Annotated in this window: 11 protein-coding genes; 7 read left to right on the forward strand and 4 right to left on the reverse strand. The window is 63.0% G+C overall.

All coding sequences use genetic code 11. The features are described from left to right. Positions 1-267: 267 nt before the first annotated feature. From G3N95_RS23710 to G3N95_RS23725, 4 genes are all read right to left on the reverse strand, one after another. Positions 268-498, reverse strand: coding sequence for a sulfurtransferase TusA family protein (locus tag G3N95_RS23710; RefSeq protein WP_205972518.1), 231 nt, complete (start codon positions 496-498; stop codon positions 268-270). A gap of 116 nt (positions 499-614) precedes the next feature. Next, positions 615-1,637, reverse strand: a complete 1,023-nt coding sequence (locus tag G3N95_RS23715) for a Gfo/Idh/MocA family oxidoreductase (protein ID WP_205972504.1) — start codon at positions 1,635-1,637, stop codon at positions 615-617. After that, a complete protein-coding gene (gene iolG, locus G3N95_RS23720; RefSeq protein WP_205972505.1) occupies positions 1,637-2,656 on the reverse strand; it encodes an inositol 2-dehydrogenase in 1,020 nt (339 codons plus the stop codon). The genes G3N95_RS23715 and iolG overlap by 1 nt, the downstream gene beginning before the upstream one ends. Next, positions 2,649-3,530 carry a MurR/RpiR family transcriptional regulator gene (locus G3N95_RS23725; protein ID WP_205972506.1) on the reverse strand — a complete coding sequence of 294 codons (882 nt, stop codon included), beginning with the start codon at positions 3,528-3,530 and terminating at the stop codon, positions 2,649-2,651. Before G3N95_RS23725 ends, iolG begins: the two co-directional genes overlap by 8 nt. Positions 3,531-3,812: 282 nt before the next feature. Here G3N95_RS23725 and G3N95_RS23730 point away from each other — a divergent pair, with 282 nt between their 5' ends. From G3N95_RS23730 to iolB, 7 genes are all read left to right on the forward strand, one after another. Beyond that, the gene (locus tag G3N95_RS23730; RefSeq protein ID WP_205972507.1) at positions 3,813-4,868 is read left to right on the forward strand and encodes a sugar ABC transporter substrate-binding protein; all 1,056 of its coding nucleotides are present in this window, start codon (positions 3,813-3,815) and stop codon (positions 4,866-4,868) included. A 516-nt stretch (positions 4,869-5,384) separates the two neighbouring features. Continuing rightward, a complete protein-coding gene (locus tag G3N95_RS23735; RefSeq protein ID WP_205972508.1) occupies positions 5,385-6,551 on the forward strand; it encodes an ABC transporter permease in 1,167 nt (388 codons plus the stop codon). A gap of 18 nt (positions 6,552-6,569) precedes the next feature. After that, positions 6,570-7,373, forward strand: coding sequence for an ATP-binding cassette domain-containing protein (locus G3N95_RS23740; protein WP_205972509.1), 804 nt, complete (start codon positions 6,570-6,572; stop codon positions 7,371-7,373). 50 nt (positions 7,374-7,423) lie between these two features. After that, the gene (gene iolC / locus G3N95_RS23745; protein WP_205972510.1) at positions 7,424-9,436 is read left to right on the forward strand and encodes a 5-dehydro-2-deoxygluconokinase; all 2,013 of its coding nucleotides are present in this window, start codon (positions 7,424-7,426) and stop codon (positions 9,434-9,436) included. Further along, entirely contained in the window at positions 9,433-11,382 is a 1,950-nt protein-coding gene (gene iolD / locus G3N95_RS23750) for a 3D-(3,5/4)-trihydroxycyclohexane-1,2-dione acylhydrolase (decyclizing) (RefSeq protein WP_205972511.1), read from the forward strand. The genes iolC and iolD overlap by 4 nt, the downstream gene beginning before the upstream one ends. Positions 11,383-11,392: 10 nt before the next feature. Continuing rightward, entirely contained in the window at positions 11,393-12,313 is a 921-nt protein-coding gene (iolE, locus tag G3N95_RS23755; RefSeq protein WP_205972512.1) for a myo-inosose-2 dehydratase, read from the forward strand. Further along, positions 12,310-13,116 carry a 5-deoxy-glucuronate isomerase gene (gene iolB / locus G3N95_RS23760; protein WP_205972513.1) on the forward strand — a complete coding sequence of 269 codons (807 nt, stop codon included), beginning with the start codon at positions 12,310-12,312 and terminating at the stop codon, positions 13,114-13,116. Before iolE ends, iolB begins: the two co-directional genes overlap by 4 nt. The last annotated feature ends 211 nt before the right edge of the window (positions 13,117-13,327 follow it).

Consider the following 13,327-nt stretch of genomic DNA (forward strand, 5'->3'; position numbering starts at 1 on the left):
ACGGGCGCAAAACAAAGTGTTGCCGAGTGGAGTGCGGGACCCGTTGGGGGCCCGCAGGCAAGAACATGGGCTGGCGGTGTTAGCCCGCTTTCTTTGCTTACTTTCTTTGCGGCGGCAAAGAAAGTAAGTGCCGCCCCGCACAGGGGCAACGCATGAACTACCAACACCAAAACGCGGACGCCAGCGAACAAAAGGCAAAAGCAAAAGCAAAAAACCAAACGGCAACGCCCGCGCCACGAAGGCCCCCGTGCGTCGCAGACAAAAAAATCACCTTCTCCGCATGAAAAACACAAAAACCTTATCCGGCATGGTCGCAACCTCAACAATCTCATTCCCAGTCTGCTTGGAAAAAGCAGCAAAATCCCGCTGAGAGCCGGGATCAGTAGCCAGCACTTTAAGAATCTGACCGCTTTCCATATCAGCCAGCGCCTTCTTGGCGCGCAGAATCGGCAGGGGGCACTTCAGCCCGCGTGCATCCACTTCTTTGTGAATCTGAATTTCCATCGACGATGACCTTCCGAAGCGGCGCGTTCAGCGCCAGGCAGAAGGCAAAATTTTAGCGCAAGCGCCCCGACCGCGCCCAGGCCGCGAAAACCCGGACGCGCTCCCAATCATCACAAATCGACTGCCCGCCCACTCGACAGCGACTCGCGCAGCGCATAGCCGATCCGCGTCGCCTCCATCGCGTCCGTCAACGTCGCGCCGCTTTGCTTCCCCTCCCTCACAGCCGCGACGAACGCCCGCGCTTCATGCAGAAACGCATCCTCGAACCGGTCGAAGAACGTCGGCGTGCACGCGTTGCGAATGCCCGTCGCGTCGGCGATTTCGACCCGGTTGAGACGCGGATTGCGGCCGATATACACCGAGCCCGCCGTGCCGATCACCTCGCTGCCCGTATCGTTGCCGTGCGCCAGCGTGCGCGACGCGTAAAACATCGCCATCCGCCCGCCTTCGAACTCGCAGATCGCCACGCCGTTGTCGACATCGCCGAATTCGCGCAGGCCTTCGTGCAGTGCGACCACCCCGCTCGCGTACACGCGCTTCGCCTTCGGCATGCCGAGCAGCCAGCGCGCGACGTCGATGTCGTGCACAGTGCAGTCCAGAAAGATCCCGCCCGACGTCGGCGCAAAGCGCACGAAAAAGCCTTCGGGATCATTCTGGTCGCAAGTCTGCGAACGCACCATGAACGGCCTGCCGATCGCGCCCGCCTCGATCTTCTCGAACGCGTCGCGATAGCTGGGGTCGAAACGCCGCATGAAGCCGATCGTCGCCTGCAACTGCGGATGACGCCGTGCCTCGGCAATCACGCGCTCGCACTCGGCGAGATCGAGCGACAACGGCTTCTCGCAGAACACATGTTTACCCGCGTTCAGCGCATCGACGATCTGCTGCGCGTGCAGCGCCGACGGCGTGACGAGCCACACGGCATCCACGTCGCGATCGTCGAGCAGCGCGCGATAGTCGTCATACAGGCGCGGCGCAGGCAACGCGTTGCGCGCCCACTCGCGCTCTTCCTCGACGGGACTGCACGCGGCCACCAGCGCCGCGCCCGACACACGGTACGCAAGATTCTCCGCATGCCGCTTGCCGAGGCGCCCGAGACCGACGATGCCAACCCGCAACGGTCCGCCGCTCATCACAGGGCCTCATTGAGTTTGACCGCGCGGCCTTCGCGCCACGAGCGCGTCGCGGCTTCGGCGAGTTCGAGCGCCTTCAGGCCGTCGGCGACCGTCGTGCGCACCGGCTTGCCCTGCGTGACGGCTTCGAAGAAATGCGCGATTTCGAGCGCATACGCGGCGCGATAGCGTTCGAGAAAGAAGTGCTCCGGCACATCGCTCGACACCGCCGTCTTTGAGTACGCCGTCACTTCCGTCGGACGCACATTGCCCGCCTGCAACATGCCTTCGCTGCCGAGCACTTCGAAGCGCTGGTCATAACCATATGCGGCGCGCCGCGCGGTGTTGATCTGGCACAGACGTCCACGCTTCGTGCGGATCGTCACCGCCGTCGAATCGATATCGCCCGCCTCGGCGATCGCGGGGTCGGACAGACAGCTGCCCGTCGCGTGCACGGTCTCCGCGTCGTCGTCGAGAATCCAGCGGAAGATGTCGAAGTCGTGAATCAGCATGTCCTTGAAAATGCCGCCCGAGTGCTTGATGTACTCGACGGGCGGCGCACCCGGATCGCGGCTCGTCACGACGAGCATTTCCGGCGTGCCGATTTCGCCCGCGTCGATGCGCGCCTTCAGCGCAGCAAAGGTCGGATCGAAGCGGCGCTGGAAGCCGATCATGCACACCACACCCGCCTTCGCGACGGCATCGGCGCATGCGCGCGCGCGTTCCAATGTCAGATCGACGGGCTTCTCGCAGAACACATGCTTCTTCTGCGCCGCCGACTGAAGAATCAGATCGGCGTGCGTGTCGGTGCTCGAACAGATCACCGTCGCGCCCACCGACGCATCGCCCATCGCACCGTCCACATCCGCCACCTGCGCGCCGTGTTGCGCGGCGAGTGCAGCCGCCGCGTCGCGGTTCACGTCGACCACGTACTTGAGCCGCACGCCCGGCTGCCGCGCGAGGTTGGACGCATGAATCTTGCCGATGCGCCCTGCGCCGAACACGGCTACGTCGATCGTCTTGCCTGCCACTTCAGTCATCGTATCCTCCAGTGTCTGTCGACTCTTCTACGTTCAATTCCAGCTTGTACGCGAGCGCAATGAACAGCGCCTGGCACAGGCAGATCGTGCTGGTCAGCGAGCGGAACGCAAACGCGCTGCCCTCTTTCACATACAGCTGCGTGCTCGCGTAGCGCGCGAGCGGCGACAGCTGGCTATCCGTAATGACGAGCGTCTTCGCCTGATGGTGATGCGCGACGCGCAGGCAATACTGCGTCTCCTTGCCGTACGGCGCGAAGCTGATCGCGATGACGACATCGCCCTTCTTCACGCTGCGAATCTGTTCCCGATACATCCCGCCGAAGCCCGACACGAGATGCACGCGCTTCGGCGTGTGCTGCAATGCATAAACGATGTAGCTCGCGACGGGAAACGAGCGCCGCACGCCGATCACATAGATGTTGTCCGCCTGCTGGAGCATCTTCACGGCGGCGTCGAATTGCGCGTCGTCGAGCGAGCCTTCGAGTTCGTCCAGTCCGTCGCGGCACGCCGCCATGAATTCGCGCGCGACGCTGCCGCCCGACAGCCGCCCCGGCTTCTCGTCGATCAGCTTGCGAATGCGCTGCTGATAGCTCTGCGCCGAGCCGCCCTGGGTCGTGTAAGCCTGCCGGAACACCGCCTGAAGATCCGAGAAGCCCGAGAAGCCGAAACGCTGCGCGAAACGCACCACGGCGGACGGATGCACGCCGCAACTCGCCGCGATGTCGCTGGTGCGATCGACCATCACGCTCGAACGATGCTGCTCGAGATACGTCGCGACGCTCTTCAACTGACGCGGCAACGACTCGTAGTTCTCCGCGATGCGCTGCATCAATTCTTCGACGCTCGGCAACTCTTCTGTGCTGTCTTCCGGCATGGTCCTGACCTCTGTGTTTTTTTGCAGCGCAAAACCGCGCCCGCCAAGGCGCTCCGCGGAACGCAAGGGACGGGGCAAGCGCTGTCCCGACGTTGCCGAGTATAGGCACTACCGAAAGCAAATGGAATGGATTTTCCATTTTTCTTTGACATGAAATTTTCATTGCACGTCTCGAAAAACTGGCCTAATCTTGGTCCTGAGCGATGGCGCAACGGCGAACCGGCATCACCTCGCAAAGCGTCAGACGCTCCCCTCAAATACGAACAGACAAAGGTGGAGACAATGAGACTTTGCAATGGCAAGGCTTCGTTCAAAGTTCTGGCAGCAGCGCTGACACTGGCGGCGGGCATCGGCGCGATGACGGCGGCATCGACGGCACAGGCGGCGGACGCGAAGTTCGTGCTGATCAGCCACGCGCCCGATTCCGACTCGTGGTGGAACACCATCAAGAATGCGATCAAGCAGGCCGACGAGGACTTCAACGTCGAAACCGACTACCGCAACCCGCCCAATGGCGATCTCGCCGACATGTCGCGCCTGATCGAGCAATCCGCGGCGCGCAACTACGACGGCGTGATCGTGACCATCGCCGATTTCGATGTGCTGAAGAGTTCGCTCGGCAAGGTCACCGCGAAGAAGATTCCGCTCGTCACGATCAACTCCGGCACGGAAGAACAGAGCGCGCAACTCGGCGCGATCATGCACATCGGCCAGCCCGAATACGTGGCGGGCAAGGCGGCGGGCGAAAAGGCCAAGGCCGCGGGCGTGAAGTCGTTCCTGTGCGTGAACCACTTCGCGACCAACGTGGTGTCGTTCGAGCGTTGCCGCGGTTTCGCCGATGCACTCGGCGTGAACTACAAGACGTCGACGATCGACTCCGGCCAGGATCCGACGGAAATCCAGTCGAAGGTCAGCGCCTATCTGCGCAACCATCCGAACACGGGTGCGATCCTCACGCTCGGACCGACGCCCGCTTCGGCGACGATCAAAGCGGTGCAGCAGATGGGCCTCGCGGGCAAGATCTACTTCGCGACGTTCGACTTCTCGGACGACATCGCGAAGGGCATCCAGGACGGCACGATCCAGTTCGCGATCGACCAGCAACCGTATCTGCAAGGCTATATCGCCGTCGCGGTGCTCGCGATCGTGAAGAAGGAGCACACGACGGATCCGACGAAGATCCGGCAGATCCTGCAGGCCAATCCGAAGTTCAAGGAACGTCTGCAGACGTACGGCCTCGAGCCGTCGTATGGACCGAAGAACATCCGTTCCGGTCCGGGCTTCATCACGAAGGCAAATATCGACAAGGTCATCAAGTACGCGGGCCAGTACCGCTGACCGACTTAACTCTTCAGCCAGTACGCGGTACCGGGCGCGCCAGCATCGCGCGACCCCGGCGGCCCTTTGCACGCCGTTTTGTGCAGAATCAGCCGCCATCGTCGGGTGCCCCGACCGCGACATTTAAGGCTTCCTACGCGACTCTCGCCACTCTAACGAGTGAACCGCCAAAGAAGCTAACCGCACTGACGTGCGCAGGACTTAGTAAGCGCTGAAGCGCAAACTCGGGTCGACCGCACTGACGTGCATGGGACCCGAGTAAGCGCTGAAGCGCAAACTCGGATCGACCGCACTGACGTGCATGGGACCCGAGTAAGCGCTGAAGCGCAAACTCGGGTCGACCGCACTGACGTGCATGGGACCCGAGTAAGCGCTGAAGCGCAAACTCGGGTCGACCGCACTGACGTGCATGGGACCCGAGTAAGCGCTGAAGCGCAAACTCGGGTCGACCGCACTGACGTGCATGGGACCCGAGTAAGCGCTGAAGCGCAAACTCGGGTCGACACAGGAGACATCATGGGCGTAGCCGGCAAACACTATCCATCGCATGGTCACGACGCGAAGGGCAACGACGCACAACCTTCGCAGCCGGCAACGGCATCCGACGAGCGCATCCGCAAGGAGTCGTTCTTCGGGCATGTGCTGAACAGGCCGGAATTCGCCGCGATCTCCGGCACCGTGCTGGTGTTCCTCATATTCGCGATCAGCGCGGGCGGCTCCGGCATGTTCGCTCTCGACGGCGTGATGAACTGGTCGCAGGTCTCCGCCTATCTCGGCATTCTTGCCGTCGGCGCGTGTCTGCTGATGATCGCCGGCGAGTTCGATCTCTCCATCGGCTCGATGATCGGCTTCGCGGGCATGATGGTCGCGATACCCGCCGTCTACTTTCACTGGCCGATCTGGGCATCCATCATCTTCGCGTTCGCCGGCTCGATGGCGCTCGGCGCGCTGAACGGCTACCTCGTGATGCGCACGCGTCTGCCGTCGTTCATCGTGACGCTCGCGTTCCTCTTCATTCTGCGCGGCCTGACGCTCGCCCTCTCGATCATGGTGGCGGACCGCACGATCATCTCCGGTGTCGGCGATCTCGCCCAGTCCGATGCGGTGACCAACTTCCTGTTCCATGGTGTCGCGTTGCACGGCCTCTTCACGAGCCTCGCGCACATGGGCGTCGGCACGCTGCTCGACAACGGCCAGCCGCTCGTGCCGGGCATTCCGAAAGTGCTGCTGTGGTGGTTCGCACTGGCCGCCGTCGCTGCGTTCGTCCTCGCGAAGACGCGCTACGGCAACTGGATGCTCGCTGTCGGCGGCGATGCGAATGCCGCGAAGAACGTCGGCGTGCCTGTGCGTCGCGTGAAGATCTCGCTGTTCGTGCTGACGGCCTTCTGCTCGTGCCTGTTCGCCGTACTGCAAGTGTGCGACATCGGCTCCGCTGCCGCCGACCGCGGTCTGCAAAAGGAATTCGAGGCAATCATCGCCGCGGTGATCGGCGGCACGCTGCTGACGGGCGGTTATGGATCCGTGGTGGGCGCCTGCTTCGGCGCGCTGATCTTCGGCGTCGTGCAGATCGGCATCACCTATACGAATGTCAGTTCCGACTGGTTCCGCGTGTTCCTCGGCGTGATGCTGCTGATCGCGGTGCTCTTCAATCACTATGTGCGCCGCCGCGTCGCGCAATCGTAATCGCCACGGGAGACGACCATGTCCGACACTCTGAAGCAAGACGACACCATCCTCTCGCTCGAAAACGTCAGCAAGTATTTCGGCAAGGTGATCGCGCTGTCCGGCGTCACGCTGCGGCTGAAGCGCGGCGAAGTGCACTGCCTGCTGGGCGACAACGGCGCGGGCAAATCGACGCTCATCAAGACGCTCGCGGGCGTGCATCAGCCCTCTTCCGGCGATTACCTGGTGGACGGCAAGAAGGTCAACTTCGAATCGCCGAGCGATGCGCTCGATATGGGCATCGCCACCGTGTATCAGGATCTCGCGCTGGTGCCGCTGCTGTCCGTTGCGCGCAACTTCTTCATGGGACGCGAGCCGCAAAAGAAGCTCTTCGGCCTCGTCAACGTGATGGATCTCGACACAAGCGCGCGCATCGCCCGCGACAAGCTCGCCGAGATGGGCATCATGGTGCGGGACCCGCATCAGCCGATCGGCACGATGTCGGGCGGCGAGCGGCAGTGTCTTGCGATTGCGCGCGCCATTCACTTCGGCGCCCGCGTGCTGATTCTCGACGAACCGACGGCCGCACTCGGCGTGAAGCAGAGTTTCAACGTGCTGAAGCTGATTCACAAGGCGCGCGCGAAAGGCATTTCCGTGATCTTCATTACGCACAACGTGCACCACGCGTATCCGATCGGCGACTCGTTCACGCTGCTCAATCGCGGCAAGTCGATGGGCACCTACACGAAGGAAACCATCACGAAGGACGAAGTGCTCGACATGATGGCGGGCGGCGCGGAGATGCAGAAGATGATCAGCGAACTGGAAGGCGCGGAGATCTGAGCCGCAAAGCCTCTCCTTTCGCCGACAGACAGCACACTCAGGACACACACATGGCTCTTACCAGCACACCCACGGCTCGCGGCGCGAGCCGCTTCGCGGCGGGCCGCAGCCGCGACATCGTCTGCCTCGGCCGGCTTGCCGTCGATCTGTACGCGCAGCAGGTCGGCTCGCGTCTCGAAGACGTTGCGAGCTTCGCGAAGTATCTGGGCGGCTCGTCCGCGAACATCGCGTTCGGCTGCGCGCGGCTCGGCCTGAACGCATCGATGCTCGCGCGCGTCGGCAACGATCACATGGGCCGCTTTCTCACCGAGACGCTCACGAAGGAAGGCTGCGACGTCGGCCACGTGCGCGTCGATCAGGAGCGCCTGACTGCGCTCGTGCTGCTCGGCCTGAAAGACCGCGACACGTTCCCGCTGATCTTCTATCGCGAGAACTGCGCGGACATGGCCGTCGATGAAAACGACTTCGATGAGGCGTACATCGCTTCGTCGAAAGCGCTGCTGATCACGGGCACGCACTTCTCGACGGCGCAGGTGAACCGCACGAGCCGCCGCGCACTGGACTACGCACGGCGCAACGACGTGCGCACCGTGCTCGACATCGACTATCGGCCCGTGCTGTGGGGCCTGACGGGCAAAGCCGACGGCGAGACGCGCTTCGTGGCCAACGACGGCGTGAGCGCGCACATCCAGAGCATCCTGCCCCTCTTCGATCTCGTGATCGGCACGGAAGAAGAGTTTCGCATCGCGGGCGGCAAGGACTCGCTGATCGACTCGCTCGCGCAGGTGCGCAAGGTCACGGCCGCGACGCTGGTCGTGAAGCGCGGCCCGCTCGGCTGCCAGATCATCGAGGGCGACGTGCCCGCTTCCATCGACGACGCGCCCGTTCATGGCGGCGTCGAAGTCGAGGTGCTGAACGTGCTCGGCGCGGGCGATGCATTCGCATCGGGCTTCCTGTCCGGCTGGCTGCGCGACGAGCCGCTCGAAGCGTGCGCGCGCGCCGCGAACGCGAGCGGTGCGCTGGTCGTATCGCGCCACGGCTGCGCGCCTGCAATGCCGACGCCCGCCGAACTCGACTACTTCCTGCGCGAAGCAAAAGCGGACCCGGCGCGCATGCGCCGCCCCGACCGTGATGCGACGCTCGCCCGCCTGCATCGCGTGACGCCTGCGCGCAAGACCTACGACGAAGTGCTCGGCTTCGCGTTCGATCATCGCAATCAGTTCTTCGAACTCGCGCAGCAAACGGGCGCCGACCTCGCGCGCGTTTCGACGCTGAAGAGCCTGTTCGTCGAAGCCGTTAAACAGACGGAACAGGCGCTCGGCCTGCAAGGCAAGATTGCCGTGCTGATCGACGATCGCTACGGCCAGGATGCGCTGAACGAAGCGACGGGTCGCGGCTGGTGGATCGGCCGCCCCGTCGAGTTGCCGGGATCGGTACCGCTCGTGTTCGATCACGGCCGCTCGGTCGGCACGACGTTGACGAGCTGGCCGCGCGAGCATGTCGTGAAGTGCCTCGTGCAGTTTCATCCCGACGAGCCGATTGAACAGCGCATCGAACAGGAAGCACAAATACGCGCCCTCTATGACGCCGTGCAGGAATCCGGCCACGAACTGCTGCTCGAAGTGATTCCGCCGAAGCATCTGCCTGCCGGACCCGACGTCGTGTGTCGTGCGTTGAAGCGTCTGTACAACATCGGCATCTATCCGGAATGGTGGAAGCTCGAACCGATGGATGCGTCGCAATGGCAAGCCGTCGATGCGCTGATCCAGGAGCGCGATCCGTATTGCCGCGGCGTGGTGCTGCTCGGGCTGTCGGCGCCCGTCGAACAGATGATGGAAGGCTTCCGCGCGGCGGCGCAATCGAAAACCTGCAAGGGCTTCACGGTCGGCCGCACGATTCACTACGAGCCGAGCCGCGCGTGGCTCAAGGGCGAAATCGGCGACGACGAAGTGATCGCACGCGTGCGCCATACGTTCGAAACGCTGATTCATTCGTGGCGCGAGCATCGTGGCACATCGCATGCGGGTTCATCGCGTAACGTTCATCAGGAGCAGGCAGCATGAATCAGCGCGCGTTGCATCATGATGTAACGACTCCATCCGACACGACCGCGCAGGTTTCCGCCGACGGCACGATCCGTCTGACGGCGGCGCAGGCCGTGGTCCGCTATCTCGCCGCGCAACGGGTCGAGACGGAAGACGGCACGGGCACGGAGCCGCTGTTCGGCGGCGTGTTCGCGATCTTCGGGCATGGCAACGTGGCGGGCCTCGGCGAAGCGCTCTATCAGTATCGTCACGCGTTGCCGACTTATCGCGCGCACAACGAACAGGCGATGGCGCACAGCGCAATCGCTTTCGCCAAGGCGCACTTCCGCAGGCGCATGATGGCCGTGACGACATCGATCGGTCCGGGCGCAACGAATCTCGTGACGGCGGCAGCGCTCGCGCATGTGAACCGCTTGCCCGTGCTGCTGCTGCCGGGCGATATCTTCGTGTCGCGCGCGCCGGACCCGGTGTTGCAGCAGGTGGAAGATTTCCACGACGGCGGCATCTCGGCGAACGACGCGTTCAAGCCCGTGTCGCGTTACTTCGATCGCATCGTGCATCCCGCGCAGTTGCTCAACGCATTGCCGCGCGCGCTGCGTGTGCTGACGGATGCCGCGCTGTGCGGCCCCGTCACGCTCGCACTGCCGCAAGACGTGCAAGCCACGGCTTACGACTATCCCGCCGACTTCTTCGAACCGCGCGTCGTGAGGTTCCATGCGCCCTCGCCCGTCGAACACGAACTCGATGACGCACTGCTCGTGCTGCGCAATGCGAAGCGGCCGATGATCGTCGCGGGCGGCGGCGTGCTCTATGGCCGCGCCACGGACGCGCTGAAGACGTTCGCGGCGAAGTACGGCATTCCCGTGGCGGAAACGCAGGCCGGCAAGAGCGCACTCGCATGGGACGATCCGCTGAATCTCGGCTCGCTCGGTGTCACGGGCTCGCCGGGCGCCAACGAGATCGCACACGAAGCCGATTGCGTGCTGGCTGTCGGCACGCGTCTGCAGGACTTCACGACGGGCTCGAATACGCTCTTTGCGCAGGCGCAGGTGATCGGCATCAATGCGAATGCATTCGACGGTCTCAAGCATCGCGGCTGTATCGTGCAGGCCGATGCGAAGCTCGCTCTAGAAGCATTCGGCTCGCGACTGGAAGGCTGGCAAGCGGATGGCGCATGGACCGCGCGTGCGCAGCAACGTGCGAACGAATGGCGCGACATCGTGCAAAGGCTCACGCACGCGCCGCAGCGCACGCAGGAGGGCCAAAGCGTGCTCCCGTACGATGCCGACGTGATCGGCGCCGTGCAGCGCTCCAGCGCACGCTCGACGACCGATGACATCGTCGTCTGCGCAGCGGGCACGCTGCCAGCCGAGTTGCACAAACTGTGGCGCGCGGGACGTCCGGGCGCGTATCACGTCGAATATGGCTATTCGTGCATGGGCTACGAGATCGCGGGCGGCCTCGGCGCCAAGCTCGCGCGGCCCGAGCGCGAAGTGATCGTGATGGTCGGCGACGGCAGCTATCTGATGATGAACAGCGAGATCGCGACGTCGGTGATGCTCGGCGCGAAGCTGATCGTCGTCGTGCTCGACAATCGCGGTTATGGCTGCATCAACCGTCTGCAGCAGGCATGCGGCGGCGCGCCGTTCAACAACATGTTCGACGACTGCGTGCAGGGCGCACCCGGCGCACCGGACATCGACTTCGCCGCGCACGCGCGCGCAATGGGCGCGCATGCCGAACATGTCGCGAACGTGCAGGAACTCGAAGCCGCGATGCAGCGCGCGCGTGCCGCCGACCGCACGTATCTGGTGTGCATCGACACCGATGCCGCGCGCACTACGGATGAAGGCGGCTGGTGGTGGGAAGTCGCCGTGCCCGAGGTATCGCCGCGCGAAGGCGTGCGTCATGCACGCGCCGATTACGAAGCGCATCTGAATGCGCGTGGCAGGAACAACGAGTGAGGAAGCGCACATGAGTCAGTTCGAAGTACGCATCGGCATCAATCCACTGTCGTGGATGAACGACGATCTGCCGTCGCTCGGCGGCGAGACGCCGCTCCACGTCGCGCTCACGGAAGGGCGCGAAATCGGCTATCAGGGATTCGAGCTCGGCAACAAGTTTCCGCGCGAGCCCGAAGCGTTGAAGCAGCTCTTCGCACAGTACGACCTCTCGCTCGTTTCGGGCTGGTATTCGGGGCGGGTCGCGGATTTCAGCCGCAGCATCGAGGACGAGTGCAAGGCCGCCGATGCGCATCTGGAATTGCTCGCGAAGAACGGCGCGACCGTGATGGTGTACGGCGAAGTGCACAACACGATTCAAGGCTCGCCCTTCCCGCTTTATCAACGGCCGCGCTTTTACACGGACGAGCAATGGAACACGTACGCACAGCGGCTAAATGAATTTGCGCGCTATACCTTGAGCAAGGGTGTGCGCGTCGCGTATCACCATCATATGGGCGCGTATGTCGAAACGCCCGCCGACGTCGACCGGCTGATGGCGCTGACGAGCGAGGACGTGGGCTTGCTGTTCGACGCGGGCCACATCACGTTCGCGGGCGGCGATGCGCTTGCCGTGTTGAACCGGCACATCGGCCGCGTGTGTCACGTGCATTGCAAGGACGTGCGCCCTGCCGTGATGAAGGTTGCGCGCAATCGCAACTGGAGTTTTCTCGATGCGGTGATCGCGGGCGCGTTCACGGTGCCGGGCGACGGCGCCGTCGATTTCCCGGCCATCATCGATACGCTCAAGCGTCACGGCTATCGCGGCTGGCTCGTGGTCGAGGCGGAGCAGGACCCGGCCGTCGCGCCGTCGTATGCTTATGCGCAGAAGGGGTATCGCACGTTGCGCACGCTCGTCGATGCGCCCCTCGATGTCGCACAGGAGGCAGCATGAGTTTGCTTGTGAAGGCGACGCGCGAAGGCCAGACGATCGCGCGAGTCACGCCTGAGTCGGCGGCCTGGAAGTATGTCGGTTTCGCTGCGTACAGGATGGAGCCGAATGAAGTCGTGCATGTGCTGGAGGCATCGCGCGAGGTGTGCATCGTGGTGATGGCGGGTGCCGTCGATATCGAAACGGATGCGCAGACGTGGAGCGGTCTCGGCTCGCGGGACAGTGTATTCGAGGATAGCGCGCCGGTTGCCGTGTATTTGCCGCCGAATACGCGTGCTACTGTGCGCGCGAATCGTTTTGCGGAAGTGGGCGTGGCCAGTGCACCTGCGAAGGGCGAGTACCCGGCGCGATTGATCGAGCCTTCGCAGATGAAACGCTCGGTGCGCGGCAAGGGTGCGAATACGCGGTACGTGTGCGATATTCTTCCGCAGACCGAGCCGGCCGAATCATTACTGGTGGTCGAGGTCCGCACGCCGGGCGGACATTCTTCGAGCTATCCACCGCATAAGCACGATACGAATAATATTCCTGCGGAAAGCTTTCTCGAAGAGACGTACTATCATCGGCTGAATCCGCCGCAAGGGTTTGCGTTTCAGCGCGTGTATACCGATGAGCGCGATATCGATGAATCGCTTGCTGTTGAGGATCACGATGTCGTGATGGTGCCTCGTGGGTATCACCCTGTTGTTGTTCCTTATGGATATGACTCTTACTATTTGAATGTTATGGCGGGGCCTGCCAGGACATGGCATTTCAAGAACGATCCTAAGCATGAATGGATCATTGAGAGGGATGCTAAAGGTTAGTTTTTTTGTCTGCGACGCAGTCGACATGCTTGCCTTCTCGGCGCGGGCTTTGCCGGTTTGGTTTTTGGTTTTTGGTCTTTGGCTTTCGCTGGCGTCCGCGTTTTGGTGTTGGTAGTTCATGCGTTGCCCCTGTGCGGGGCGGCACTTACTTTCTTTGCCGCCGCAAAGAAAGTAAGCAAAGAAAGCGGGCTAACACCGCCAGCCCATGTTC

Source organism: Paraburkholderia sp. Tr-20389, assembly GCF_017104565.1.
Taxonomy (GTDB): Bacteria; Pseudomonadota; Gammaproteobacteria; order Burkholderiales; family Burkholderiaceae; genus Paraburkholderia.

Bases quoted from the DNA above. Each gene is read 5' to 3' on its own strand.
- G3N95_RS23715 (WP_205972504.1), bottom strand. From the start codon at position 1,637: ATGAGCGGCGGACCGTTGCGGGTTGGCATCGTCGGTCTCGGGCGCCTC.
- iolG (WP_205972505.1), bottom strand. From the start codon at position 2,656: ATGACTGAAGTGGCAGGCAAGACGATCGACGTAGCCGTGTTCGGCGCA.
- G3N95_RS23725 (WP_205972506.1), bottom strand. From the start codon at position 3,530: ATGCCGGAAGACAGCACAGAAGAGTTGCCGAGCGTCGAAGAATTGATG.
- G3N95_RS23730 (WP_205972507.1), top strand. From the start codon at position 3,813: ATGAGACTTTGCAATGGCAAGGCTTCGTTCAAAGTTCTGGCAGCAGCG.
- G3N95_RS23735 (WP_205972508.1), top strand. From the start codon at position 5,385: ATGGGCGTAGCCGGCAAACACTATCCATCGCATGGTCACGACGCGAAG.
- G3N95_RS23740 (WP_205972509.1), top strand. From the start codon at position 6,570: ATGTCCGACACTCTGAAGCAAGACGACACCATCCTCTCGCTCGAAAAC.
- iolC (WP_205972510.1), top strand. From the start codon at position 7,424: ATGGCTCTTACCAGCACACCCACGGCTCGCGGCGCGAGCCGCTTCGCG.
- iolD (WP_205972511.1), top strand. From the start codon at position 9,433: ATGAATCAGCGCGCGTTGCATCATGATGTAACGACTCCATCCGACACG.
- iolE (WP_205972512.1), top strand. From the start codon at position 11,393: ATGAGTCAGTTCGAAGTACGCATCGGCATCAATCCACTGTCGTGGATG.
- iolB (WP_205972513.1), top strand. From the start codon at position 12,310: ATGAGTTTGCTTGTGAAGGCGACGCGCGAAGGCCAGACGATCGCGCGA.